At 63.8% G+C, this 25,498-nt stretch carries 27 protein-coding genes and 2 pseudogenes; 13 read left to right on the plus strand and 16 right to left on the minus strand.

Annotation, left to right across the window (positions count from 1 at the left end):
• Positions 1-30 precede the first annotated feature (30 nt).
• Positions 31-135, plus strand: a pseudogene (locus tag QMG56_RS14450) (ArdC-like ssDNA-binding domain-containing protein); the annotation flags it as partial.
• A 53-nt stretch (positions 136-188) separates the two neighbouring features.
• Here QMG56_RS14450 and QMG56_RS14455 read toward each other — a convergent pair.
• From QMG56_RS14455 to QMG56_RS14465, 3 genes and pseudogenes are all read right to left on the minus strand, one after another.
• Positions 189-350 (minus strand): annotated as a pseudogene (locus QMG56_RS14455) (type VI secretion protein ImpB); the annotation flags it as partial.
• 3 nt (positions 351-353) lie between these two features.
• Positions 354-788, minus strand: coding sequence for a LexA family transcriptional regulator (locus tag QMG56_RS14460; protein WP_126720318.1), 435 nt, complete (start codon positions 786-788; stop codon positions 354-356).
• Positions 789-895: 107 nt separating this feature from the next.
• Entirely contained in the window at positions 896-1,315 is a 420-nt protein-coding gene (locus QMG56_RS14465) for a helix-turn-helix domain-containing protein (protein ID WP_281823006.1), read from the minus strand.
• A gap of 69 nt (positions 1,316-1,384) precedes the next feature.
• Between QMG56_RS14465 and QMG56_RS14470 the strand changes: the two genes are divergently transcribed.
• A complete protein-coding gene (locus QMG56_RS14470; protein ID WP_281823007.1) occupies positions 1,385-2,047 on the plus strand; it encodes a cation transporter in 663 nt (220 codons plus the stop codon).
• A gap of 79 nt (positions 2,048-2,126) precedes the next feature.
• Here QMG56_RS14470 and QMG56_RS14475 read toward each other — a convergent pair whose 3' ends face one another.
• Positions 2,127-2,333 carry a hypothetical protein gene (locus tag QMG56_RS14475; protein WP_281823008.1) on the minus strand — a complete coding sequence of 69 codons (207 nt, stop codon included), beginning with the start codon at positions 2,331-2,333 and terminating at the stop codon, positions 2,127-2,129.
• Between the two features lie 132 nt (positions 2,334-2,465).
• Between QMG56_RS14475 and QMG56_RS14480 the strand changes: the two genes are divergently transcribed.
• Genes QMG56_RS14480 through QMG56_RS14495 form a run of 4 tightly spaced genes read left to right on the plus strand, consistent with a single transcriptional unit; the run spans position 2,466 to position 8,736 of the window.
• Positions 2,466-3,731, plus strand: coding sequence for a TolC family protein (locus QMG56_RS14480; protein WP_281823009.1), 1,266 nt, complete (start codon positions 2,466-2,468; stop codon positions 3,729-3,731).
• Positions 3,728-4,900: an efflux RND transporter periplasmic adaptor subunit gene (locus tag QMG56_RS14485; RefSeq protein WP_281823010.1), complete on the plus strand. Its 1,173-nt coding sequence runs from the start codon at positions 3,728-3,730 to the stop codon at positions 4,898-4,900. Before QMG56_RS14480 ends, QMG56_RS14485 begins: the two co-directional genes overlap by 4 nt.
• A 3-nt stretch (positions 4,901-4,903) precedes the next feature.
• Positions 4,904-8,131, plus strand: coding sequence for an efflux RND transporter permease subunit (locus QMG56_RS14490; protein ID WP_281823011.1), 3,228 nt, complete (start codon positions 4,904-4,906; stop codon positions 8,129-8,131).
• A complete protein-coding gene (locus tag QMG56_RS14495; protein ID WP_145147222.1) occupies positions 8,128-8,736 on the plus strand; it encodes a cation diffusion facilitator family transporter in 609 nt (202 codons plus the stop codon). The genes QMG56_RS14490 and QMG56_RS14495 overlap by 4 nt, the downstream gene beginning before the upstream one ends.
• Before the next feature lie 438 nt (positions 8,737-9,174).
• Here QMG56_RS14495 and QMG56_RS14500 read toward each other — a convergent pair whose 3' ends face one another.
• From QMG56_RS14500 to QMG56_RS14545, 10 genes are read right to left on the minus strand one after another with little or no spacing between them, the layout of a single operon-like run.
• Complete coding sequence (locus tag QMG56_RS14500; protein WP_008830456.1) at positions 9,175-10,065, minus strand: MBL fold metallo-hydrolase; 891 nt, start codon at positions 10,063-10,065, stop codon at positions 9,175-9,177.
• Between the two features lie 20 nt (positions 10,066-10,085).
• The gene (locus QMG56_RS14505) at positions 10,086-10,727 is read right to left on the minus strand and encodes a DsbA family protein (protein WP_037519512.1); all 642 of its coding nucleotides are present in this window, start codon (positions 10,725-10,727) and stop codon (positions 10,086-10,088) included.
• Positions 10,728-10,729: 2 nt separating this feature from the next.
• Positions 10,730-11,359, minus strand: coding sequence for a DsbA family protein (locus QMG56_RS14510; protein ID WP_008830454.1), 630 nt, complete (start codon positions 11,357-11,359; stop codon positions 10,730-10,732).
• A complete protein-coding gene (locus tag QMG56_RS14515; RefSeq protein WP_008830453.1) occupies positions 11,356-12,165 on the minus strand; it encodes a TlpA disulfide reductase family protein in 810 nt (269 codons plus the stop codon). Before QMG56_RS14515 ends, QMG56_RS14510 begins: the two co-directional genes overlap by 4 nt.
• Positions 12,165-12,947 carry a sulfite exporter TauE/SafE family protein gene (locus tag QMG56_RS14520; RefSeq protein WP_008830452.1) on the minus strand — a complete coding sequence of 261 codons (783 nt, stop codon included), beginning with the start codon at positions 12,945-12,947 and terminating at the stop codon, positions 12,165-12,167. Before QMG56_RS14520 ends, QMG56_RS14515 begins: the two co-directional genes overlap by 1 nt.
• Positions 12,944-14,176 carry an FAD/NAD(P)-binding oxidoreductase gene (locus tag QMG56_RS14525; RefSeq protein ID WP_008830451.1) on the minus strand — a complete coding sequence of 411 codons (1,233 nt, stop codon included), beginning with the start codon at positions 14,174-14,176 and terminating at the stop codon, positions 12,944-12,946. Before QMG56_RS14525 ends, QMG56_RS14520 begins: the two co-directional genes overlap by 4 nt.
• A complete protein-coding gene (locus tag QMG56_RS14530) occupies positions 14,173-14,607 on the minus strand; it encodes a TIGR01244 family sulfur transferase (RefSeq protein ID WP_046406874.1) in 435 nt (144 codons plus the stop codon). Before QMG56_RS14530 ends, QMG56_RS14525 begins: the two co-directional genes overlap by 4 nt.
• Positions 14,608-14,625: 18 nt before the next feature.
• On the minus strand, positions 14,626-15,051 hold the full coding sequence (locus QMG56_RS14535; protein WP_008830449.1) for a DUF6691 family protein: 426 nt from the start codon (positions 15,049-15,051) through the stop codon (positions 14,626-14,628).
• Positions 15,051-15,488, minus strand: a complete 438-nt coding sequence (locus QMG56_RS14540) for a YeeE/YedE family protein (RefSeq protein WP_008830448.1) — start codon at positions 15,486-15,488, stop codon at positions 15,051-15,053. Before QMG56_RS14540 ends, QMG56_RS14535 begins: the two co-directional genes overlap by 1 nt.
• On the minus strand, positions 15,488-16,405 hold the full coding sequence (locus QMG56_RS14545; RefSeq protein ID WP_037519521.1) for an MBL fold metallo-hydrolase: 918 nt from the start codon (positions 16,403-16,405) through the stop codon (positions 15,488-15,490). The genes QMG56_RS14540 and QMG56_RS14545 overlap by 1 nt, the downstream gene beginning before the upstream one ends.
• 85 nt (positions 16,406-16,490) lie before the next feature.
• Here QMG56_RS14545 and QMG56_RS14550 point away from each other — a divergent pair, with 85 nt between their 5' ends.
• From QMG56_RS14550 to QMG56_RS14575, 6 genes are all read left to right on the plus strand, one after another.
• Positions 16,491-17,114 (plus strand): peroxiredoxin, encoded by a 624-nt coding sequence (locus QMG56_RS14550; protein WP_037519507.1) that lies wholly within the window; start codon positions 16,491-16,493, stop codon positions 17,112-17,114.
• The gene (locus QMG56_RS14555) at positions 17,114-17,521 is read left to right on the plus strand and encodes a metalloregulator ArsR/SmtB family transcription factor (protein WP_008830445.1); all 408 of its coding nucleotides are present in this window, start codon (positions 17,114-17,116) and stop codon (positions 17,519-17,521) included. The genes QMG56_RS14550 and QMG56_RS14555 overlap by 1 nt, the downstream gene beginning before the upstream one ends.
• 70 nt (positions 17,522-17,591) lie before the next feature.
• On the plus strand, positions 17,592-18,095 hold the full coding sequence (locus tag QMG56_RS14560) for a DsrE family protein (protein WP_008830444.1): 504 nt from the start codon (positions 17,592-17,594) through the stop codon (positions 18,093-18,095).
• A 343-nt stretch (positions 18,096-18,438) separates the two neighbouring features.
• Positions 18,439-19,083 (plus strand): recombinase family protein, encoded by a 645-nt coding sequence (locus QMG56_RS14565; RefSeq protein WP_037519505.1) that lies wholly within the window; start codon positions 18,439-18,441, stop codon positions 19,081-19,083.
• Positions 19,083-20,744: an IS481 family transposase gene (locus QMG56_RS14570; protein ID WP_008830442.1), complete on the plus strand. Its 1,662-nt coding sequence runs from the start codon at positions 19,083-19,085 to the stop codon at positions 20,742-20,744. Before QMG56_RS14565 ends, QMG56_RS14570 begins: the two co-directional genes overlap by 1 nt.
• Complete coding sequence (locus QMG56_RS14575) at positions 20,744-21,715, plus strand: ExeA family protein (RefSeq protein WP_008830441.1); 972 nt, start codon at positions 20,744-20,746, stop codon at positions 21,713-21,715. Before QMG56_RS14570 ends, QMG56_RS14575 begins: the two co-directional genes overlap by 1 nt.
• A gap of 369 nt (positions 21,716-22,084) precedes the next feature.
• On the opposite strand, the gene cueR is transcribed toward QMG56_RS14575, so the two are convergent.
• Together cueR and QMG56_RS14585 are read right to left on the minus strand one after the other, a co-directional pair.
• Positions 22,085-22,480 (minus strand): Cu(I)-responsive transcriptional regulator, encoded by a 396-nt coding sequence (gene cueR, locus QMG56_RS14580; protein ID WP_145147225.1) that lies wholly within the window; start codon positions 22,478-22,480, stop codon positions 22,085-22,087.
• Entirely contained in the window at positions 22,477-24,738 is a 2,262-nt protein-coding gene (locus tag QMG56_RS14585) for a heavy metal translocating P-type ATPase (RefSeq protein ID WP_375713702.1), read from the minus strand. The genes cueR and QMG56_RS14585 overlap by 4 nt, the downstream gene beginning before the upstream one ends.
• Before the next feature lie 415 nt (positions 24,739-25,153).
• Between QMG56_RS14585 and QMG56_RS14590 the strand changes: the two genes are divergently transcribed.
• Complete coding sequence (locus tag QMG56_RS14590; protein WP_145147227.1) at positions 25,154-25,486, plus strand: four-helix bundle copper-binding protein; 333 nt, start codon at positions 25,154-25,156, stop codon at positions 25,484-25,486.
• The last annotated feature ends 12 nt before the right edge of the window (positions 25,487-25,498 follow it).

Raw genomic sequence — 25,498 nt, forward strand, 5'->3', positions numbered from 1 at the left:
TATCAGGAGATCACCGACCAGATGATTGCCATGATCGAGGCGGGCACCCGGCCTTGGTCGAAATCGTGGAACGGCAGCACCGCGCCCAATATCCCGCTGCGCTCAACCGGCGTTCCCTATCGCGGCATCAACGTGCTGACCTTGTGGGTCGCCTCCATGACGAAGGGCTATGCCTCCCCGCACTGGCTGACCTTCATCCGGACGTGGAGCGCCTTTGCTTCCTCGCTGCGGGCGACGGCGCACCCGTCGTTGTTGGACAGGACGATGACCGGCACACTTTGCAGGCTCGGATCGAACAGCCGCTCCGCGCTGACATAGAAGTTGGCGACGTCGACGATGGCCCACGACATCGTCTAGCGCCGGTAGTCGCGGACGCCGGTCCGCACGACGCCCCATATCTCGACCCCGTCTGCCGGGGTCGCCTCATAGCGTTGCTGGCTGTTGCGCGCTTCGAGGAACGCTGCGCCGCGCCGGTGGACGAGCTGGCGGCAGACGAACCCGCCATCGACGATGGCGATGACGATGTGGCCTTCTGCAGGACGCATGTCGCGATCGACCACCACCACGTCGTTATCGTGGATACCGGCCTCCAGCATGCTGCTGCCGCTGATCCGGAACACGAAACTCGCCGCCCGATCGAGCCGAAGCAGCTCGATCAGGCTTATCGCGTCATCCTCCCAATCCTGGGCGGGGCTTGGAAAGCCGGCTCCTGCTGCGCCAACGATGCGGAGAACGGTCCCCCTCGGTACGTCGGCGAGCGGGACCGGCTGCATGAGTGGCAGCATTATGATTCCCTTCGCGTCCTTGTAACGTGCGACGGAACGTAAAGGGAACAGGCTAGATCAACCGTTTAGCGCATCAGGCTCCAGCGGTGCAGTCTTGGGTGCCGGAGCGCTCACTGCGAACGGGTATTTGCGCTCGGGCCGAGGGCTTCGATGATTCTGCAGTCGGCCACGGTGTTGCGGCTACAGGAGTCGATCAGTGCGTCCAGTTCGCCCGCGAGGGCCGTCAGGTCGGCGATCTTCCGTGTAATCGCATCTCGATGCCGATTGGCGATGACGTCCACAGCCATGCAGGATTGTTCGCGACGATCGGCGAGCCCCATCAGCTCCCGGACCTGATCGATCGAGAAGCCGAGATCGCGCGCTCGACGGATGAAGGACAATCGCCGCAGATGCTCGTCCTCGTAAGTTCGGTAATTGCCTGCGGACCGCGCTGGTGTCGGCAGCAAGCCGATTTGTTCGTAGTAGCGGATCGTCTCGACCTTGGTGCCTGTCGCCGAGGCCAGCTTCCCAATCGTCAACTTCTCAGACACAGCGCTTGACCCTCTACCGACTAGAGGGTGCATATAGGTTGCCAGATCGATTCTACCGAGGTGGCAAATATGGCCTGCACGAGCTGCGCGTCCGACAAGGCGGGCACCCTAAACGACCCTAAGTGGCGGCGCGCCTTATGGATCGCGCTCGCCATCAACGGCGGCATGTTTGGGGTCGAAATCGTCGCTGGGATTACGGGCGGATCGAAAGCACTCCAGGCCGATGCGCTCGACTTCTTCGGTGACGCCGCCAATTACGCGATCAGCCTTGGTGTTGCCGGGATGGCGATAGCCTGGCGCGCGCGCGCAGCGATGCTGAAAGGAGCGACGCTTGCCCTGCTAGGGCTCTATGTCCTGCTCGCGGCGGGTTGGGGTGCGCTCCACGGCACTGTACCCCATGCCGAGGTTATGGGTATCGTAGGAGTTGCTGCACTGGTCGCGAACGCCTTGGTCGCGGTCATGCTGTATCGCTTTCGCAGCGGCGACGCGAACATGCGTTCGGTCTGGATATGTTCGCGTAACGACGCGATTGGCAACATCGCTGTGGTACTGGCTGCGGGGGGCGTCTTCGGCCTCAACAGCGCGTGGCCTGATCTTGTGGTCGCCGTGCTGATCGCAGCGCTGGGGCTGTCGGGCGGCTTTCAGATTATGCGTCAGGCACGCGCCGAGCTGCGATCCGGGCCGACATCTGCTTCTTCGGATTACAGGCAGCCGATACATGGGAATGGTTAAGCTGCTACGCCGAAGGCCGATGCATCGGCTTGCTGCCTTGGTCCTTGGTCTGATGCTCATGCTGTCGCTTGGGCTGGGATCAGTCGCGCATGCGACCGAAGGTGTGAGATGCGTTGATTCCATTGCCGCCAGCGCGCTTGAGCATAGCGCTAGTGACGGGGACCAAGTGCCGGCCGATGCTGACAAGTCCTACCCGCACCATCATGGTGGCTGTCACGGCCATCACGTCGGTGTGCCGTTTGAGGCTGGTCTCGTCGCCTCCGTAGATGGGCTGCCTATGGCCCATGGGTCTTGGAACCATGATCCGATGGCGCCGGTGCCTTCGGACCCAGCATTGAGACCGCCCCAAGCCTGACGACCGCCTAATCCGCCGCACCGATCGCGTGCGGTATCCCAGGTTCGCCAGGAGTTCGTCACCATGTCCCGTATTATCGCGGCCTTACTGGCCGTGGCGTCGTGCACATCGATCGCGCACGCGCAATCATCCGAGCCGGCATCGACCAGTCCCCCGCTCACGCTCGAACGGGCGTTGGCGCTCGCCGGCGCAACTGCGCCTAGCCTTGAAGCGGCCACGGCAGGGGTGCGAGCGGCCGAGGCGGGGCGTACCGTCGCCGGCTACCGCCCCAACCCGTCGATCGTTGCTGAAACCGAGAACGTCGCAGGAAGCGGGCAATATCGAGGCCTCCGCAGTGCAGAAACGACAGCCGGCTTGTCGCTCCCGATCGAGCTTGGGGGCAAGCGATCCGCACGGATCGCCGTCGCAGACGCGATCGGCAATCGGGCGCGCATCGGAACGGTGTTGGCAGAGGCCGATCTCCGGCTCGCCGTTACCCAGCTCTACATCCAGGCAGCGTCGGCCGAACGCCGCCTCGTTACAGCTCGCGAACAAGCCGGCATCGCTCGGGAGGCGCTACGCGCAGCCGGTGTTCGCGTGCAGGCGGGGCGTGCATCACCGCTCGAACAGCAGCGTGCCGATGTGCTGCGCATCAACGCAGAGACGGCCGTAGAGCGAGCCCAACGGCTTTCCGAGGTCGCGCGAGATAATCTTGCGCGGCGGATCGGCCAGCCCGTGACCGCGTCCTTGGACCTCGTATGGTATGATCGTGTCGAGGGTTTCGGGCCTGCGAGGCCGATCGAACCCGCCGGCACGCTGGCGCTAGCCGCCGCCCGTGCTGACGCTACGACGGCAGAGGCACAGGTTCGGCTTGCTCGCTCGCAGCGGGTTCCAGACGTGACGTTGAGTGCGAGCGCGCGACGGCTCGAGGCGACCAATGACGTTGCCGCAGTTTTCGGGGTCTCCATCCCCTTTCCTGTCTTCAACAACGGTCGGGCAGCTATCGCCCAAGCGCGTGCACAAAGCGATCAGGCGCAGGCCCTACGGCGTTCTGCCGAGTTGGACGCGGCGCAGGACATTGCAAACGCGCAGGAGGAGGTCGCGAATGCCGCTACCTCCGCACGCAATGCGAGCGGTCCGGTACTGGCAGCGGCAGCCGAGGCCGCTCGCATTGCCCGGATCGGCTACCGAGAGGGAAAATTCGGCCAGCTCGACTTGCTCGATGCCGAACGAACCCTGTCTGAGACGCGCACCGCCGCGATCGACGCGCTCGCCACTTATCACGACGCAAAAGCACGCCTGGAACGGCTCGTAGCCGCCGCGCCCTCGTCTGAGGAAAACGTTCAATGACAAAGATCATCATGCGGGCGCTGACGCCCGTGACCCTAGCTCTCATCCTTGCCGGATGCGGTGGAGCCGGCAGCAGCGGTGAAGCCGGCGAAAAGGCCGGAGCTGAAAAGACGGAAGGTGCCGAGGCCGGCGAGGCAAAGGAAGGTCCGAAGGACGTCGTCACACTATCCGCGCCGCAGATCGCCGACGCTGGGATCGAGGTTACGCGACCCACGGTAGGTGGCGTCGCCGGTGCGATCGAGCTGTCGGCAACGATCGAGGGTGATCCGCAGGGCGTACAGGTCGTGTCGGCATCAGTGGGCGGTCGTCTCGTATCGCTGACCCGCAATCTTGGACAATCCGTTGGTCGCGGCGATCCGCTCGCCATTATCGAAAGCCGCGAAGCGGCGTCGCTCAAAGCGGAGGTAGAGGCCGCTCGCGCGCGCTCCGCCCTCGCGCAATCGAATCTTCGTCGCGAGCAGCGGCTGTTCGCCGAGCGCGTGTCACCGGAACAGGATCTCGTTGCAGCGCGGACCGCCGCCACGGAAGCCAGCATCGCGCTTCGCCTGGCGCAGCAGCAATTGTCCGCGACTGGCAGCGGAGGCGGTGCGCTCAACCGCATTGCAGTGCGCTCGCCGATCGCCGGTCAGGTGATCGCGCGCTCGGCCACGCTCGGGCAGATGGTTGCGGCCGACGCTGAGCTTTTCCGGGTCGCCAACCTGTCGAAGGTGACGGTTGCGACTTCGCTGGTGCCGAGTGATGCAGGCCGCGTAAAGCCCGGTGCGCGTGTCGAAGTGACAGCAGTGGGTCGTCGCCAAGAAGGGCGCGTCACCTTCGTCTCCCCTGTCCTGGACGAGACGACCCGACTGGTTCCGGTGATTGTCACGCTCGACAATGCCGGGAGTACCTGGCGGGTTGGCGAGACGGTCAACGTCTCGATCTTGGTGCCGGCCAACGGAGACCGCACCGTCGCCGTGCCCTCGGCCGCGGTTCAGATGATCGAGGACAAGTCGTTCGTCTTCGTGCGCACTTCTACGGGCTTCCGGGCAACGCCGGTGACATTGGGACGCACCAACGGTGGTCAGGTCGTCGTCACGTCCGGGCTCACCGGCTCGGAGCGGATCGCCTCCACCAACAGCTTCACGCTCAAGGCCGAACTCGGCAAGGGCGAAGGCGGGGACGAGGACTGAGCCATGATCGGTCGCATCGTCACCCTCTCCGTCGAGAAGCGCTGGCTTGTCCTGCTTCTCACAGTCGCTGCGGCTCTGCTCGGGATCGGCGCTTTGCGCCAGCTCCCGATCGACGCCGTTCCCGACATCACCAACAACCAGGTGCAGATCAACGTCGTCGCCCCTGCCCTATCCCCTGACCAGATCGAGAAGCAGGTGGCGTTCACAGTCGAGACCGCGCTCGCCGGCATTCCTGGCCTCGAATATACCCGTTCGCTCAGCCGCAACGGCTTCGCCCAGGTCACAGCCGTCTTCACCGAAAAGACCGACATCTACTTCGCCCGGCAACAGGTCGCGGAGCGGCTGCGGACTGCGGAAGAGGATCTTCCCGAGGGCGTGAATCCCGAAATGGGTCCGATCGCGACCGGGCTCGGCGACATCTTCATGTGGACCGTCGAATACCGTGAGCTGGATCAGGTTCATCATCGCAACGGTGAGCCCGGTCTGCAACGCGATGGAAGCTACATCACACCCGAGGGCGATCACCTCGTCAGCGACGCGGACAAGGCGACCTACCTACGTACCGTACAGGACTGGATTGTTACGCCCCAGCTCAAGAGCACTGAGGGGCTGGCCGGGGTCGACTCTCTTGGCGGCTATACCAAGGAATACCTCGTTGTTCCCGATGTGCAGCGCATGGCGGCGATGCGCCTTACATTCCAGGACCTCACAACGGCACTGGAGCGCAACAACACCAGCGCCGGTGCCGGCGTCGTCAATCGTAATGGCGAAGGATTGGCGGTGCGTTCCGATGGGCGCGTGCGCAATGCCGATGAGCTTGCCCGCACCGTCATCGTCACCCGGGAAGGTGTGCCGATCCTGCTCAACCAGATCGCGACCATTCGGACCGGTCAGGCTCTCCGCATGGGTTCGGCGTCCGAGAATGGTCGCGAGGTGGTGGTCGGGACTGCAGTTATGCGGATCGGCGAGAATAGCCGCACTGTCTCAACCGGGGTGGCGGAACGCCTGACGGAAATCGGCAGATCGCTGCCGGTCGATGTGGTTGTGAAGCCCGTCATGAACCGGACCGAGCTGGTGAACTCCACCATCTCTACGGTTGCTCGCAACCTCGCCGAAGGCGCGGTGCTGGTCATCGTCGTGTTGTTCGCACTGCTAGGAAATTTCCGGGCGGCGCTGATCGCGGCATTCGTCATCCCGATCACGATGCTGCTCACCAGCATCGGCATGTTGGAGGCCGGCGTTTCGGCAAATCTGATGAGCCTGGGCGCGCTCGATTTTGGCCTGATCGTCGATGGTGCCGTCATCATCGTCGAGAATGCATTGCGGCGTCTCGCGGAAGCGCAGCATGGCCGTGACGGCGTTCTGACATTGGCGCAGCGGCTTGAACTGGTGGCGGCCTCGGCTCGTGAAATGATCCGTCCGTCCGTTTACGGTCAAGCGATCATCATCCTCGTCTATGCGCCCTTGCTCACCTTCACCGGTGTCGAGGGCAAGATGTTCGAGCCAATGGCACTCACCGTCATCATCGCGCTCGTGTTCGCCTTTATCCTCTCGCTAACCTTCGTGCCCGCAGCGATCGCCATTTGGCTGAGCAAGCGTGTGGAGGAGAAGGAAAGCCGGGCCGTGATGTTCCTCCGGCAGCGCTACGAACCGGGCCTCGATGCAGCGATGCGGCGCCCGACGTTGACCATGGGTGTCGCGGTGGGGGCTCTGGCACTCGCGGCGGCTGCCTTTACGACTTTGGGGCAGGAGTTCCTGCCCCAGCTCGACGAAGGTAATATCCTCGTGCAGGCTGTACGTATTCCCGGTACGTCGGTCGACCAGAGTCAGGCCATGCAGTTCCAGGTGGAAAAGGCTCTCGCGAAGGCACCCGAAGTTCGTTTCGCCTTTTCGCGTACCGGCACGTCTGAGATCGCATCTGACCCGATGCCGGCGAACGCCACGGATACGTTCGTTATCCTGAAGCCGAAGAAGGAATGGCCAGAGCCGGATCTCACGAGAGAGGAGCTGATAGAGCGCTTCGAAAAGCGTCTTTCGACCCTTCCTGGCAACGCCTACGAGATCACTCAGCCGATCCAGATGCGCTTCAACGAGCTGATCGCAGGTGTCCGCGGCGACATCGCCATCAAAGTGTTCGGCGACGACTTCGGCGAGATGAATGCCACCGCAGATCGGATCGCGGGTATCCTGCGCCGCACGAGGGGCGCCGCAGACGTGCGGGTCGAGCAGACTGAAGGACTGCCGATGCTTGATATCCGGCCGAACCGAACCGCAATGTCGCGTGTCGGGGTGACCGCTGGCGACGTGCAGGACACGGTCGCCGCAGCAATCGGCGGAAGGCAGGCGGGCATCATCTTCGAGGGGGATCGTCGCTTCCCGGTCGTGATCCGAATGGCAGAAAGCGCACGGTCTGACCTCACGGCCGTCGCCCAGGTGCCGGTGCCGACTGCCGCCGGCGGCTTCGTACCGCTCTCGACCGTGGCCGATATCGCCGTTGTCGATGGGCCAAACCAGATCAGCCGCGAGAACGGCAAGCGGCGCGTCGTGGTGCAGGCGAACGTGCGCGACCGTGACGTCGCTGGTGTCGTTGCCGATGCCCGCGCAGCGATCGACAGCCAGGTTAAGCTGCCAGCAGGGAGTTACCTGGAATGGGGCGGCCAGTTCGAAAACCTCGCCTCTGCACGTGATCGCTTGGCAATCGTGGTGCCGATCTGCTTCGTCGTCATCATGTTCCTGCTCTACGGGGCGCTCGGTTCCGTTCGGGACGCACTGATCGTGTTCACCGGCGTTCCGCTAGCGCTGGTAGGAGGGGTCCTGGCGCTCGTGCTGCGCGGTATGCCGTTCTCCATCTCTGCAGCAGTTGGCTTCATCGCCTTGTCGGGAATTGCCGTTCTCAACGGCTTGGTCATGGTGTCGTCGATCCACGACCTGATGCGGCAAGGCATGGATCGGGCACTTGCGGCGCATCAGGGCGCACTAGCCCGTCTTCGGCCTGTCGCAATGACTGCTCTTGTGGCTTCACTGGGCTTCGTGCCGATGGCGCTGGGGCACGGTGCTGGAGCGGAAGTGCAGAAACCTCTCGCAACCGTCGTCATCGGTGGCCTGATTTCTGCAACGCTGCTTACGTTGTTTGTGCTTCCAACGCTTTATGCCCGTTTCGGCAGCCGCATGCTGCCGACCTCGAACAACGATCAGCAGGCCGCGCCTACTGGTGAGGAGATCCCGGCATGAGCGAGGAAAGCTTTGATCTCGCCACGGCCGAAAAGCGCCGGACGCTCTGGATAGTCCTGCTGCTCAATCTGGGGCTGGCGGTAGGCTTCGGCGTGACCGGCATAGCCGCGGATTCTAGCGCTCTGATCGCGAACGGCCTCGACAACGCCTCTGATGGACTCGTTTATATCATCAGCTTGCTCGCCCTTTCGCGCTCACAGGCCTGGAAACGAGGGGCAGCGCTGACATCGGGCGTCTTGCTGCTGCTCTTCGCCGCTGGTGTGCTGTTTGATGCCGGGCGGCGCTACTTTTCGGGAAGCGAACCGCTCGGCCCCACGATGATCGGGATGGCGATCGTCGCGGCGCTCGTGAACGGGGTCTGTTTGTGGCTGCTGAAGCGGTTGCGCGAGCCCGACGTGAATATGCGAGCGGCCACGACCTTCAGCCTCAACGACTTCGTATCTAACGGCGGCATCATCCTAGCCGGCGTGATCGTCCTTTGGACTGGGCAGAACTGGCCGGACCTCGTCGTTGGCGTTGCTGTCGCCGCCATCGCGGTGAAAGGCGGCCTGGAGATCCTGCATGATGCCCGCTCCGACGCGGATACAGAAGATACGGATCAGTGAGCGCCGGTCATGACCATGGCGAACACGCCCACGCGACACCGGGCACCGGCATCCTTGAGACCTTAGGTGACAACGGGAAAGGGGCGGCGCTGGACGGAGGAGGCCGATGCGGAGCTCCGCCAGCGCGTGGCCGCCAGACAAACTCTAGCTGTAGCGGCTCGCAATGATGATCGCCCGGAACTGCAATATAGGGCGGTTTTCGGCTCGCATTGCGTGAGACGGATCGATGCGGGGAACGCACGCTCCGTGAGACAGAAACCACATTCGGTGCGACCGACGCGCAATGCTGATCCGTTGGCTTACGGACGGCAAAAAGCGGTGGTTAGCGCCCGGGCAGCTTTCCGAGCCGGCATGGTCGAATACCGCCGCCCTCCCTCCGAGGGTCATAACCGTTCGGTTCTGACACTTGAAACAGCAGCTGCCCTAGCGCGGACTGAGCTATGAAGCACCAGGTCCAAACCGGTTCAGAGGCACCTTGAGAAACGCCGTCCCACACTTGTCCGCATCCGGCAGCCGGCCGCCACGTATGTTCACCTGAAGCGCGGCGAGCATCAGGTCGGGTAGTGGGAGCGATGCGTCGCGTTTCTCGCGGGTCGCGACGAACTCGGCTTCGTCGATGCCATCGTGAACATGGATGTTGTCGCGACGCTGATCGGCGACGGTCGAGCGACCAAGTACGTCCCTGCCATCCTTGCCATAGTCATGCCCAACATAGGTTGCGGTTTCGGGTGGCAGATCGAGGATGGCGCGGATCGAGCACCACAGCGAATGAGCATCACCACCCGGGAAGTCCGCTCGGCTTGTGCCACTATCGGGAACCATCAGCGTATCGTGAACGAACGCGGCGTCACCGACGACATAAGTGATCGAGGCAAGCGTATGGCCCGGCGACAGCATGACATGAGCATCGAGCGTGCCGATCCGGAAACGCTCGCCATCCGCAAACAACCGGTCCCACTGGCTGCCGTCGACGGCGAGATCGGGCAGGCAGTAGATGTCCCGCCACAGCTTTTGCACTTCCACGACCTTGTTGCCGATCGCGGTTTTGCCACCGGTCTTGCCGGTGAGGTACGGAACGGCTGAAAAATGATCGGCGTGTGGGTGGGTGTCGAGCACCCATTCGACGGTTAGCCCCTTTTCGCGCACATAGTCGAGGATAAGATCCGCGTTTCGGGTCGCGGTCGCACCAGCGCGCGGGTCAAAATCCAGAACTGGATCGATGATCGCAGCCGTCTTCGTAGTGTCGTCGACGACAACATATTGGAAGCTACCAGTGCGCTCATCATGGAGCGACGCAACGGTCATACCATCGTGCTTATACTCGATCATGTTTTCATCCTCTCGCTCTGTTAGCTTTCTGCCCGCGCCCGCGCGAACAACCGCTCGAAATCACCCGGATCGATCGCGCCCATCACCAGCATGCGTCCGGCAAGAAAGCCCGGGGTGCCGGCCAAGCCGATCGAATAGGCCTCTTGGCCGTTCGCACGCAGGCGCGCCGCGACAGCCTGTGCATGCGAAGCAAGCCACGTCGTTGCGCTCAGCCAGTCACCGCCAGCGCCGATTACGACGTCCCGCAGCATGTCGTCGTCAATCGTACGGTTGTCGGCCATCAGCTGGCGATGGACGACCGGGTAGATGCCCTGTTCGGCACAGCTGAGCGCAACGCTCGCGGCACGTTCAGACGGTGGACCGAAGATCGGCCAATCCTTGTAGATGACCCTAATTTTGCCATCGCGTCGCACGGCCTCTTCCAACGCGGGGAAGGCGTGACGGCAGGCCGGGCAACGATAATCGGTGAAAACGGCAAGCCGCAACGTCGCGTCGGCAGGACCGTGCTCAGGCGAACTGCCGCCTGTCAGGATCAGGTCGGCGGTCGGACCAACGTCACGCCCAATCGGGGCGGTGCGCCGCAGCACCTGTCCGACCGCCCAGCCCCCCACGACTACAGCGCCGAGCCCGACCGCCTGCCTCCGACTGAGTGGCCCCGGCACGCTCAACGCCCTCCGGGCTTGCTGCGCGCCGTGGCGACGAGGCGGCGGAGCGCCGGCAGATCGACCGCGCCGGCCACGACCTGCGAGCCGACGATCAGCGCCGGCGTCCCATTGAACCCGATCGCTTCGGCAATCGCATTGGTGCGTGCGAGCAGCGCATCGATTTCCGCGCCACGCGTCTTCAGGTCACGTTGCAGACGCGGCCAATCCACCTTGGCTTTCACAGCAGCTGCCCTGATACCGGCGCTGTCGAGCCGCGCCGGCGAGGCAAGCAGCGCTCCATGGAAGGCGGCATGCCTGCCCTGCCACTGGCTCGCGACGGCCGCCCGGGACGCCTCACGGGAGGCGGGTCCGAATATTGGCCAATCCCGATACACGATCCGGACCTTCGGGTCGGAGCGAAGCAGCGCGTTCAGCACCGGCTCCATGCGACGGCAATAGGGGCAGTTGTAGTCGAAGAACTCGACAACGGTGACGTCATAGGCGGTGCCGGCCCGCTTGGGGGCTACGGGATCGTCGACGACTGCCTTGCGCGACAAATCAGGCTGCTGCTGCCCGACCGCAGGTGTCATCGGCACGGCGAAAGCAAGCGCGGCTAGAGCGCCGCGAAAGAGAAGGTTGCGGCGGTTCATCGGTGTTTCCTTGCCTTATCAATTCCATCGGCGAGCGCGGCGCGCGACAACTCTCCGAGCTGAAGCTGCACGATCGTGCCATTCGCGGCGACGAAGGCGGTTGCGGGATAGCCGGCGACTTCGAAGGCTCGGGAAAGCCTACGGTCGGGATCAAGCGCGACGTTGCCGGCACCGATGCCTTCGCGGGTAAGGAACTGGGTAACGGTCGCCGGCGCCTCACCCTGATCGGCGAGCAGAATCGGAACCTCTCCACGGCGCGACGCAGCAGCATCGAGCATCGGCAGCTCGCGCCGGCATGGGCCGCACCATGTCGCCCACAGATTGACCACGAAGGGACGACCCCGGAAACGATCAAGCGGGAGCGGAGCGCCGGATGGCGTCGTTAGGGCGAGATGATAGGGAAAGGGGCCGTAGGTCACGGGCGGGATCAGCGCCTGAAGCGTGAACCAGAGGCCGCCAGCTACGGCAAGCGCTGCCCAGCCTATCGCCAGAGCGCGCGTTCGGCCGAGCCGGAACGCCAGCGTTACCGCAGCGCCGGCGAGGCCGGCGACGGCCGAGAAGCCTCCCTGCCATATAGCTAGGATGGAAAGTGGAGCATCGGCGTAGCTCGCCCAATGCGTCGCGACATAGCCGATCCGGGCCGTCACCAGCCCGACGACAATAGCACTGGTCGCGACCATCGACACTCGCGGGAAGCGGAACCGTCCCGCCAGCGCCGTCAAACCGAGGAACACGGCGACGCACAGAACCGCCAATCCGCGATCGACCGCCATCATCAGCGGCCCGATGGCAATTGCGCTGCCCATCACAGAAACGCGCCTGCGCTCTTCCAGAGCATATAGGCTGCGACCACGAAGATCAGCATTGCGAAAACCGTGGTGAGCGTACTGCCCGTGCCCAGACGCTTAGCGATCCGCGTGCCGATCAACCCGCCGATAACTCCACCGCCGATGAAGGCGAAGGCGAGCGGCCAATCCACAAGCCCGGAGAACGCGTAGTTGGCAGCGGTCGTTAGCCCGAACGCGGTGACGGCGATCAGCGACGTGCCGACGGCGTTGAGGATCGGCATGCCCGTCGATCCAATCAGTCCGGGAACGATCAGGAAGCCACCACCGATGCCAAAGAAGCCTGAAAACAGTCCGGTGCCGAGGCCATAACCCAGCACCTTGGGCGCCTTCTCCCGGTTGCATTCTGCACCGGGATTACCAGCGTCACCCCGCCCGCGCAGCATCACAACGCCGACGACGATCATGACGAGCGCGAATAGAAAGAGGAGCTTGCCGCCATCGACGGCCTTGCCCGCGGTGGATCCGAGTAGCGCACCGATGACGCCGGCAGTCGCATACATGCCGCCGCACCGCCATTTTACGGTATGAGCCTTGGCATGACCGATCAGACCGGTCGCGGCATTGGCCGCCACGGCAAACGCGCTCGTACCGATGGCGAGGTGCGCGTCGGGAACGCGCACCAGATACACCATGAGCGGCACGGCGAGGATCGAGCCACCGCCACCGACGAGCCCGAGGGTGAATCCGACCAGGCTGCCGGACAAGGCGCCAAGCAGATACTGGATTGGTTCGAGGATCATGCCGCCTTGCCGATCTCGTGTGGAGCGGCCATCCACTCACGGCCTTTCAGCATGCCCTGCCAGTAGATCGGGGGCAGCATCCGCTCTTTCAGGAACCACGCGGTGCGCGTCGGACGCGTTCCGTCCAGCAGCCAGGATGGGAAGCTGGGCAGCAGCTTTCCGCCATAGCCGAACTCGGCGAGGACGATCTTACCGCGTTCGACCGTGAGCGGGCATGAGCCGTAACCATTATAATCGGCAACGGGGGGTCTGCCGTCGAGCGCGGCCAGCGCGTTGACTGCGACCACGGGCGCCTGGACGCGAGCAGCAGCGGCGGTCTTGGCGTTGCTGGTGCCAGCGGCATCGCCAAGGCCAAAGATGTTTTCAAATCGCTTGTGCCGCAGCGTAGTCTCGTCGACCTCGACGAAGCCGCTCGCAGCCGCAAGCGGGCTATTTGCGACGACCGCATGTGACACCTGAGGTGGCACGACATGGAGCATATCGAACTCACGTTCGATCCGCTCGGAGACGCCGTCCTGCTTGCGCTCGAACGTGGCGACGCGGCGATCGGCGTCGACCGCGACCAGGTTGGACTCAAGCCTGAGATCGATACCGTACTTCTCGACATATTCCATCAGCGCCGGGACGTAGGTCGGGACCCCGAACAGGGCTGCGCCGGCATTATGGAACTCGACGTCGATAGCTGGGAGAACGCCGCTATCCCGCCAGATGTCGCAGGAGAGATACATCGCTTTCTGCGGTGCGCCGGCGCACTTGATCGGCATGGGTGGCTGCGAGAACAGCGCCCGCCCCTGCCGCAATTCCTTGACGAGCTGGTAGGTGTAGGGTGCCAGATCGTAGCGATAGTTGGAGGTGACGCCGTTGCGGCCGAGAGCCTCAGGCAGCCCTTCGATCTTCTCCCACGCCAGGCGCAGCCCGGGCGCGACGACCAGAACGCGATAGGTCAATGTGTCACCGTCTTCGAGCTCGACCGTGTTACGGTCGGGGTCGATGGCAACGGCGGGCAACCGTACCCACTTAACGCCCTTTGGCATTATGTCGGATTCGGCCTTGCGCGTCTGTTCGGGAGTGAAGACGCCGGCCCCCACCATCGTCCAGCCGGGCTGGTAATAATGGTCGGTCGCCGGATCGACGACCGCGATCGTCACTTTGGCGTTGCGCTTCAGAATGCTGGAAGCGGTCGCGATGCCGGCGGCACCGCCCCCGATGATGACGATGTCGTAGGTCATTGATCAGCCCTTTCGGAACGGCGCTTCAGCGCAGGCGTGAGATCGGCAAGGTCGTACCCGGCTGCCTTTGCTTGGTCGACGATCGTCGCCGGGTCGGCGCGATCGGCCTCGGCCAACGCCCACAAGGTCGCCGCGCGCGTCCCGCTACGGCAGAAGCCGAGCGTCGGCTGTGGCAGCGTGGCTAGCGCCTCCTTCATGCGATCCGCATCGGCGTCAGTCGCCTTGCCCGGTACGATAGGGACATGGGCAAACGCGAGACCGTGGTCGCCTGCCATTCGGGCCATTTCTTCCGCGCTTGGCTGGCCCGCCTCCTCGCCGTCCGGGCGGCTTGAGATGATCGAGCGATATCCTGCCTTCGCGGCAGCGGCGAGGTCGTCTTGCGTCAGCTGGGGGGCGGCAGAGAAGGACGAGGTGATCTGCTTGAAAGCCATGTGATGTCTCCTGTCTGATCAGGCCGAACGGCGGGAAGTGAATGCAAAGCGGTGGACGGCAACGCCGAGGGCCATTGCAGCGATGAAGACCAGTGCCGGCAGAGGCTGGATCGCCAGTGCGGCAATGGCGGGACCTGGGCACAATCCGACGATGCCCCAGCCTATGCCGAACAAGGCCGCACCGCCGATGAGGCGCCGGTCGATCGGCGAGGTGGCGGGCGTGTGGAATTGTTCGGCCGCGATCGGGGTCGAGCGACGCCGCACGACGAACCAGGCTATCGCCATCGGCAGGATCGCGCCTGCCATGACGAACGCCAAGGTCGGGTCCCACGCGCCGGTGACATCGAGGAACGCGCGCACCCGCGCCGGATCGATCATTCCGGAGATGGCAAGGCCGGCGCCGAACAGCGTCCCGCTAGCGAGTGAAATGAGGTTCTGGCGCATCACAGTATCACCCCGGACAGACGCATGATCGTGACCGTGACGACGCCGGTCGCCATGAACGTGACGGTCGCGGCGATGGACCGGGGCGACAGGCGGGACAGGCCGCATACGCCGTGACCACTGGTGCACCCGGACCCAAGCCGCGTTCCGATACCGACGACCAGACCGGCGACGGCAATCAGCGAAAGCGATGCCGGAAAGCTGGCTTTCACGCCCAAACTGGCCGCAGCAATACCCGCGCCCAAGGGCAGACCCGCGGTAAAGAGCAGCGCGAGGGCCCATGGTGGACCTCCATCGGTAAGACCCAAAACTCTTGCGAACATGCCGCTGACACCGGCGATGCGCCCGTTGCCCAGCAGCATGATCGCCGCGGCGACACCGATCATCAGCCCGCCGATGAAGCCTTCGAGCGGCATGGCATGGGGAAAGCCTGGCATCACAGCGCATCCAGCGGAATTTTGAGGTAGCGGGTGCCGTTGGCTTCCGGCTCCGGCAGATGACCACCGCGCATGTTCACCTGGATCGAGGGCAGGATGAGCTTCGGCATCGACAAGGTGGCGTCGCGACTGGTCCGCATCGCGACGAAGTCGTCTTCGCTGACCCCTTCGTGGACATGCACGTTGCCGACACGCTGTGCGCCTACAGTCGTCTCCCAGACATATTGGTCGCGACCCACCGCCTTGTAGTCGTGGCAGAGGAACAGGCGCGTCTCGTCCGGCAGCTGCATGAGCCGGCGGATCGAGCGGAATAGCTGGCGTGCGTCGCCACCAGGGAAGTCTGCCCGCGCGGTGCCGTAATCGGGCATGAAGAGCGTATCGCCGGTGAAGACCGCGTCCCCAATCGCATAGGCCATGTCCGCCGGCGTATGGCCGGGCACGTGCAGCGCAATGGCGTCGATGTTGCCGATGGCAAAGCGGTCGCCGTCCTCGAACAGCCGGTCGAACTCGGAACCGTTGCGCTCAAAATCGGTGCCGGCGTTGAAGATTTTGCCGAACACGTTCTGAACCCGGATGATCTCACGACCGATCGCGAGCTGCCCGCCAAGCGCCTGCTGAAGATAAGGTGCCGCAGACAGGTGATCGGCATGAGCATGGGTTTCCAGCAGCCAATCGACCGTCAGTCCCTGATCCCGCACGTAAGCGATCACTGCGTCCGCCGACGCGGTTTTGGTCCGGCCAGCCGCGGCGTCAAAATCGAGGACGCTGTCGACGATCGCAGCCTTTTTCGTCGCCACGTCCCAAACGACGTAGGTCGCTGTGTTGGTAGGCTCATCAAAGAAGGACTGAACGACCGGCGATCCGGCCGCTTTTGCGCGTCTGATCTGGGCGTTGGCTTCGCTCAAAACCGGGTCCATGACCATCTCCATTTAAACAAACTCATGGTTTATGTAGCTGTGTAAGCGTATTGCGTCAACGGGGTGTTCGTGCCATTTGGGAGGAATGGAAATGATGGAAGCGAACATGCCGCGCTCGCTGCGCATCGGGGATGCAGCCCCGAACTTCACCGCCCGCACCACTCAGGGCGAGATTGCGCTCGATCAGTATCGTGGGCGCTGGATTGTGTTTTTCTCGCACCCTGCTGACTTCACGCCGGTTTGCACGAGCGAGTTTGTGGCCTTGGCTAAAGCGGCCCCTCAATTCGAGGAGCTGGATTGCGTATTGTTGGGGCTGTCGGTCGACAGCCTCTACTCTCATGTCGCCTGGCTTCGCGCGATCCACGACGTTTTTGATGTCGAGGTGCCGTTTCCGGTGATCGAGGATCCGTCGATGGCGGTTGGGTATGCCTACGGCATGCTCGACGAGCAGGCTGGCGATGCCTCAACGGTACGTGCAACCTACTTCATCGATCCCAAAGGCATTATCCGCGCACTCAGCTGGTATCCGATGAATGTCGGGCGCTCGGTCGACGAGATGCTTCGCACGGTCAGGGCGTTGCAGCGTTCGGCCGATGGCGAGGCCTATACGCCCGCTGACTGGCAGCCGGGCGACGACGTGCTCCTGCCTCCCGCTTTGCCGGGGAACGCAGGCGCCGACTGGTTTCACCAGACGAAGGCTGACCGGTGATGGCGATCTACCAGTCCCGCGCGCTTGCCGACGTTGCAGTCGAGAAGCTGCGCGTGTTCGCGCAGCCGCAGCGCCTTATGATCCTGTCCTATCTGCTGGGTGGCGAACGGCAGGTGGCGGACATCGAGGCGGCCACGGGCGTGACCCAACCAGCGCTCAGTCAGCAGCTTGCCGAGCTGCGGCGCGCCGATCTGGTGAAGACCAGGCGTGAGGCGAAGCAGGTTCACTACCGTCTTGCCGACGATGCAGCCGCACTGTGTGTGCGAACCCTGGAGGCGATGTTCGGAGCCGACGATCTGTCGGCTCCCCAAACGGCCCCGGCCCCCCGCCCAGTGCGACCGCGCGAGACGCCGTCCGTGGTTCGACCGCAAAACATCGGTGCGGCCGTTTTTGCGAGAGTTGGCTGATCATTTCGGCTGAAGAAGGAAAAAGCGGATGCGTATGCCAATCATTGCTCTTGCAGGATGCTTGTCACTCATGAGCAGCGTCAGTGCTTCAGCCGGCGTGCCTAGGCAGGCGGTGATACCGGGATATGGCGCGATCACACCCGTCGAAGGTGCTGCGGAACGGCCCGATCGCAAGTTGCGCTATCGCGTGCTGTTCAATGTGACCAAGGCCGCGGCAACGCCGGATAAAATCAATCCATCGCTGGAGAAGGTCGCCCGCTTTTTGAACCTGCTGGGCAACGATGGCGTTCGTCCAGAACAAGGCGATGTCGTCGTGATCGTCCACGGTCCGGCGACGCCCATCGTTACCGAAGATCGCGCCTATGCGACAAAGACGGGAGTAGCTGCGAACCCCAACCTTGCCTTAATTGAGGCGTTGAAAAAGGCGGGTGTATCCGTTCGGGTATGCAGCCAAGCTCTTATCGGAAACGGGATCGACCCCGCTACGGTAGGAAAGAGTGTCGAAACTGACGTGTCTGCGCTGACGACTATGGCGACTTTGCAACTGCGTGGTTGGGCACTGATCCCCGACTGATCACGCCGACACGTTTACTGTTTCGCCGTTCTAGTCCGTAACGCTGCTGGTGTCATAACCGGTCGGTTGTGACACCAGCAGACTACCATAGCTTTCGGCAAGTTTACGGTGCCACAATCCCGCATCAGAAAGCGTCCGCTTCCAGAAGCTCTGAATGCATCGGCTAAGCCGATAGTTGGCGAATTCTGCCGACCGTGCCGAAGTTGGCTCCGCAAGGAAAACGAGCGGTTTTCTCGCGGTCTGACAATGCCGGTCCCGGCAATCCGAAAAGAGCAAGAAAACCCGTTGTGAAAACCAGCGCCATCTTGCACCATGCCGGTAGTCTTTTCTGGCGGGGTACGCATTGCTCATTGGCTATATCCGAGTGTCCAAGTCGGACGGCACGCAAACGCTGGAGCCGCAGCGCGACGCGCTGTTCGCGGCCGGCATTGATCCGTCGCGCATCTATGAGGATATGGCATCGGGTCGCCACGATGCGCGGCCTGGCCTGACCGCCTGCCTGAAGGCGCTTCAGCCGGGCAACACGCTCGTCATCTGGAAGCTGGACCGCCTCGGCCGCGATCTGCGCCATCTGGTGACGACGGCGGAGGATCTCCGGTCGCGCGGGATCGGGTTGAAGGTGCTGGCAGGTGCCGGCGCGCAGATCGACACGACGTCTGCCAATGGCCGTCTCGCTTTCGGCATCTTCGCGGCGTTCGCCGAGTTCGAGCGCGAGTTGATCGCCGAGCGTACCCATGCCGGCCTTGCTGCGGCGCGCGCGCGCGGTCGCATGGGCGGTCGGCCGCGCAAGATGAACCGGGCGACGCTGACGATGGCGATGGCGGCGATGTCCGATCGAGGTGTCGTCGCGGCTGATGTCGCTAAGCGGCTCGGGATCACGACCACGACCCTGTATGTCTATGTCAACGGCGACGGCACCCCCAAGGCGCCGGGGCAGGCGTTGCTCGATGCGGGTCCCACTCGGCAACCGCAAAGCCAGGCTGCATAATGAGCGCGGGCGTCACGGTCCCCATCGAGGCGATCGTGACGCTCCGACGTCGTTTGGCGGCATTGCCGGCAAGGCATCCCGAGCGGCAGCCGCTGATGACATCGACCGCCGAACTCTACGACATCAGCCGCGCTACGCTCTACCGGCTGTTGCGCGGCGAGCGAAGGCCGAAGGACGCACACCGTGCCGATCGTGGCCTGTCGCGCACCATGCCTGCCGGCGAGATCGAATGGTGGTGTGAGGTCGTTGCGGCGATGAAGAGCCGCACGACCAACCGTCAAGGCCGTCGTCTCTCGACGAAGCGTATCCTCGAAATCGTCACCGAACACGGTGTCGAGACCCCCGATCGCGGTCTGGTGAAGCTGCCGGCAGGTCGGTTGGCTGCCTCGACACTCAACCGGCACATGCGGCAACGGGGATACGACACCGAGCGGATGACGCGCGAGCCGGCTGCGGTGCGCTATCAGGCCGAACGCGCCAACATGCTCTGGCATTTCGACATGAGCCCGTCGGATCTCAAGCAGTTGAAGGCCCCGACCTGGATCGATCCCGATCGTAATGGCGCGCCTACGTTGATGCTGTTCTCGGTGGTCGATGACCGGTCGGGCGTCGTCTACCAGGAATATGCGCTCGTCTATGGGGAGGATGCCGAGGCGGCGCTGCGCTTCCTGTTCCGTGCGATGGCACCAAAGGAGGACAATCCGTTTGGAGGTATTCCGGAGAACATCCAGCTCGATGGCGGCCCGGTCGGCAAATCGAGCGTGTTCAAGGGGGTCATGGAATGTCTCGGGATTACCGTCACTCCGCACATGCCAGCAGGGTCGGACGGACGCCGCACGACCGCGCGCGCCAAGGGGAAAGTCGAGCGCCCGTTCCGCACTGTCAAGGAAGCGCACGAGACGCTGTACCACTTTCACGAACCCGCCAGCGAGGAGGAGGCCAATCGCTGGCTGGCGCGCTACATCGCCACCTACAACAGCGGCGACCATCGTCGCGAGCCGCATTCTCGGATCGACGACTGGCTCGGCCACCTGCCCGATGGCGGCATTTGCGCCATGTGCAGTTGGGAGCGCTATTGCGCATTCGCGCGCGAGCCAGAGCGCCGCAAGGTCGGCCTCGACTGCCGGCTGACCGTCGCCGGCGTTACCTATGAGGTCACGTCCGAAGTGGCCGGCGAAACGGTTGTCGTCTGGTGGGGGCTGTTCGACCAGGAGCTATGGGTCGAGCATGGCGATGACCGATACGGCCCGTTCGATCCGGTCGGAGGGCCGGTGCCGCTGCATCGCTATCGCAAGCATCGCAAGAGCCGGCGCGAGGTCCGCGCGGATCGCGTCGATGCGCTGGCGACGAAGATCGGAATCCCTCGCTCGGTCTTGACGGGCGAGGACGACATCGTGGTGATCGGTCGCAAGCCCACCGATGGGATCGCACCTGTGCCGGCCCGGCCATTCGCCGATCCAGATCCGTTCGCCGAACTCACCTTCGCCACGCCGCTCAAGGCACGCTTCGCCATATCCGAGGAACTGCGCCTGCCGCTTGGCGGCCTTTGCGAAGAGGACCGCGCCTTCATCGACGCGTTGCTCGCGCGCACGCTGTCCCGGCCCGAAGTGATGGATGAAATCCGCAGGCGATTCCCGCCCGGCCACAGACGGAGCGGCTGATGCAGACCGAGGTGATGCGCTATTACGGGCTGGCCCGGCCCCCGGTCGATCTCGGCTTCTTCGAGACCGAGCATCATGCCCAGCTTACCCATGATCTGAAGACCGCGATCACAGGTGGTCGCCTGATCGCGCTTACGGCCACCATCGGCTCGGGCAAGACCGTGCTGACGCGGCGACTGCGCGAAGAACTAGAGCGCGAGGGCCGTGTGATCGTCTCGCGCGCGCTCAGCCTGGAAAAGGCCAAGATATCGGTGCCGCTGCTGGTTGCAGCGCTGTTCTATGATCTTTCGTCTGAGAAGACCGTCTCGATCCCAAGCCAATCGGAACGGCGCGAACGCGATTTGCAGGAGCTGTTTCGCAAGGCCAAGCGACCGGTCGCGCTGTTCGTCGACGACGCCCACGACCTCCACCCAAAGACGCTGACCGCGCTCAAGCGCCTCGTTGAGCTTGTCACCGAGGGCGGCGGTCAACTGGCCGTGATCCTCGTCGGCCATCCGAAGCTGCGCAACGACCTGAAACGCCCGCTGATGGAGGAAATCGGCGACCGGACGACCGTGTTCGAGTTTGGCGGCCTGCGCGATCGGCAGCGCGACTATATCGACTGGGCGCTGCGCACCGCACTGTCGCCGGGGATAGAACCCGATGCCGTGCTGACCGAAGACGCCGCGATCCTGCTCGCCGCCAAGCTTAAGACACCGCTCCAGATCGGCCGCCATCTCGTGCGCGCGTTCGAAGCCGGGTTCGAGGCCAGCGTGAAACCGATCGATGCCGCTACCGTAGAGGGTGTGCTGTCACGCCAGATTGACGACCTCGAACCCCAGCTTACCCGCCACGGCTACGATACGAAGAGCCTGGCGGACCAGTTCGACGCCAAGCCGGCGGAGATACGGCAACTGCTCCGGGGCGGGCTTGATCCGGCTCGTGCGCGCGAGCTGACCGACGATATGCGCGCGGCAGGATTACCGCTTTGACCGCCGTGTCCGCGATCCCGCGCCGCTCGGTGAACATCTCGCGTCCGTCGCATCGAATGTGATTTGCGTCTCACCGAACGTGCGCCGGCTGATCGCCAGCGTCTCACATAATTCAAGCGCGAAAGCCCCCTCTATTGCAGTTCCGGGCGATCATCATTGCGAGCCGCTACATCTAGCGACGATTGCGAAGGGATGAGACGTACGGTGGATGGGGTCCGTGGACGGGCTGCTCTTTTTTCGAATTACCCTGCCCTCGCCAACGCGGCCTTGCGAGACACGGTAAAGCATGGGTCGAGGTCGAAGCGAGACGGACCTCTGCCGGGTTCCAAGGCGTAAATCGGACTATCACGCCGGTTCCGGTTCAACATCTCAACGCCCGCTTCCATCAAGGCGATCGAGGATCGGGCAGTCTGGACGATCCTCACCGTGGCACGATCCCGCGAGATACACGAGCGAACGCCGCATGCCTTCGAGGGTCTCGATCTTCCGGGCAAGCTCGGCAACCCTAGCCTCAGCTACCGTCTTCACGTCCGCACTAGATCGCTCCCGGTCCGACCAGAGGCCGAGGAGCGCTCGAATGTCATCGATAGGGAATCCCAAATCGCGTGCGTTGGCGATGAAGCGCAGCCGATGAACGTCCGCTTCGCTATAGTCGCGATACCCACTCCCGCGCCGTGGCGGTGCGGGAACGAGCCCGATCTTCTCATAGTGGCGGATCATGCGCTGGGAGACGCCGCTGGCGTCCGACGCCGCTCCGATGTTCACAACTTCACCGCGTTGAGCCGCAGCGCGTTCAGAACGACAGTGAAAGACGAGAGCGCCATCGCCGCACCGGCTAGCATCGGCGAGAGCAGAATGCCGGCGACGGGGTAAAGCACCCCGGCCGCAACCGGCACGCCGATGCCGTTGAACAAGAACGAGAAGAACAGGTTCTGGCGGATGTTGCGCATCGTTGCGTGTGCGAGCTTGCGCGCCCGAACGATCGCCGACAAATCGCCGCGCGTGAGCGTCATGCCGGCGCTTTCGATCGCCACGTCCGTTCCCGTGCCCATCGCCAGGCCCACGTCCGCAGCGGCAAGCGCCGGGGCGTCATTGATGCCGTCGCCGGCCATCGCGACCTTGGCGCCGCTTGCCTTCAGCTCGCCTATGATGCGCGCTTTGTCTTCCGGCCGCAGATCGGCGCGCACGTCATCGAGACCGCCTACCGCGCGCGCGACCGCATCCGCGGTCCCACGATTGTCGCCGGTGAGCATGACGACGCGCAAGCCCTCTTTGCGAAGTGCGGCAATGGCGTCGCGTGCCGATGCCCGCACCGGGTCGGCGACCGCCAGCAAGCCAGCGAGCGCCCCATCGATCGCGACCAGGATGACACCTGCGCCCTCGCTACGATGACGATCAGCCGCGGCATCGACCGGCTTGGGATCAGCGCCGATCCGGCTCATTTGCGCGGCATTGCCGATGACGACCGAGCGGCCGTCGACCGTGGCGCTGACACCCAGGCCGGTTTGCGAGGCGAAGTCCGCTACCGTGCGGAGCTGCAATGCCCGCTCTTTAGCGGCAACGACGATCGCGTGAGCGAGCGGGTGTTCGGATTGTCCTTCGACGGCCGCGGCAAGCGCGAGCATGTCGTTTTCCGCGACTGCGCCGACAGTCTCGATCGCGACCAGCTTAGGCTTGCCTTCCGTGAGCGTGCCCGTCTTGTCGATGACGAGCGTATCAACCTTCTCTAACCCCTGTAAGGCTTCCGCATTCTTGACCAGCACCCCGGCTGTCGCGCCCCGCCCGGTGCCGACCATGATCGACATGGGTGTGGCGAGCCCGAGCGCGCACGGACAGGCGATGACCAGCACGGCGATAGCGTTGAGCAGGGCATGGCCCATGCGCGGCTCAGGGCCGACTAGCGACCATACCACGAACGTCACCACCGAGATCAGCACGACCAGCGGTACGAACCATCCCGAAACCCGATCGGCGACCGCCTGAATAGGGGCGCGGCTCCGCTGCGCTTCCGCGACCATGCGGACGATCCGCGCCAGCATCGTATCCGAGCCGACCGCGCGAGCTTCCATGACCAGGCTGCCCGTGCCGTTCACCGTTCCCCCGGTGACAGCCGCTTCGACGCCCTTGAGGACTGGCGCGGGTTCGCCGGTGAGCATGGATTCATCGACCGACGAACGGCCTTCGACCACCACGCCATCGACCGGAATCGCTTCGCCGGGACGGACCCGCAGCCGATCGCCAGCGGCGACGTCAGCAAGACCGACCTCTTCCTCGGAGCCGTCAGTCCGCAGCCGCCGAGCTGTCTTGGGAGCGAGATCCAGGAGGGCTCGGATCGCGCGCCCGGTTGCCGCCCTGGCGCGCAGCTCGAGCACTTGCCCGAGCAGCACCAGCGTCACCACGACGCCGGCCGCCTCGTAATAGACCGGAACCATCCCACCGTGCATCCGGAACGTCGCGGGGAACAGGCCTGGCGCGAGCGTCGCGACCACGCTGTAGAGGAAGGCCGCGCCGACCCCGATTGCGATCAGCGTGAACATATTGAGATGGCGGGTGCGGATCGAGGTCCACCCTCGCTCGAAAAACGGCAAGCCCGCCCACAGCACGATCGGTGCGGTTAGCGCGAGCTGGACCCACGGCGAGACCGTGGGGCTGACGACATTGATGCCGAGCATCTCGGCAAACATCGAAACGACGAGGAGCGGGATCGTCAGTGCGCCGGCCACCCACAGCCGGCGTGTGAAATCGACCAGCTCGGGGTTGGGTGTGTCGTCGAGCGACGGTTCTTCGGGCTCGAGCGCCATGCCGCAGATAGGGCACGTCCCCGGCCCTTCCTGGCGGACTTGCGGGTGCATCGGGCACGTCCACATCGCCCCTGGCGTCGCTGTTGGCTCAGGTTTTGGCTTATCGCCGAGATAGGCGTTCGGATCAGCCAAGAACTTGGTCCGGCACCCGGCGCTGCAAAAATGATATTCATGGCCGGCGTGCTCGGCATGGTGCGCCGTTTTCGCTGGATCGACCGTCATGCCGCACACCGGGTCCGTTACCTTGGTCGCGTCGCCGGGCACCTTGGGTCCCGAACAGCAGCCACCCATTTTGCCGGCCTGTTCGACTGGCACTGACGCGGTAGAGGCCCCAGAGCAGCATGAAGCGGGCTCGGCAGCCGGCTCGGCTGACTTTGCTGAGCAGCCGCAACCCCCGGTATGGGCATGAGAATGAGGATCGTTCATGGCGTAACTCCTTCGACCCGGAGGCATGTAGGGTCTGACACCGTGTCAGGGTCAAGGCCAGGTCGAGCTTAACCCGCGACCGTGCGGCCAAGCCGCCTAATATGAGCTACGCGGCCGAAGGCGTTGCCCCTCGAAAAGGGCCAAGCAGGCGAGGGAAAGTGCGATCTGGCGCGTATCTCCTTTAGGGCGGGGATAAGACGGAGAATGACCGATGCATCAGATGGACCCAGCGATGAAGGCGTGCATGGACGCCTGCCACGAATGCCATATCACCTGTCTTTATATGGCGATGAACCACTGCCTTGAGGCAGGTGGGAAGCACGCCGAGCCGCAGCACATGAAAATTATGGCCGATTGCGCGCAGATTTGCGCAGTCGCGATCGACTTCATGGCCCGCAAATCCGAACACCATCGTCATATCTGCCGCGAGTGCGCCGAGATTTGCCGGGCGTGCGCGGCGAGTTGCGAAGGGCTCGCCGGCATGGAGGATTGCGTCGCGGCCTGTAACCGTTGCGCCGAGGAATGCGAGAAGATGGCCGCCTGAGCGGCGAGGCGG

Origin of the sequence: Sphingobium sp. BS19 (assembly GCF_027925545.1) — a bacterium.
Lineage (GTDB): Bacteria > Pseudomonadota > Alphaproteobacteria > Sphingomonadales > Sphingomonadaceae > Sphingobium.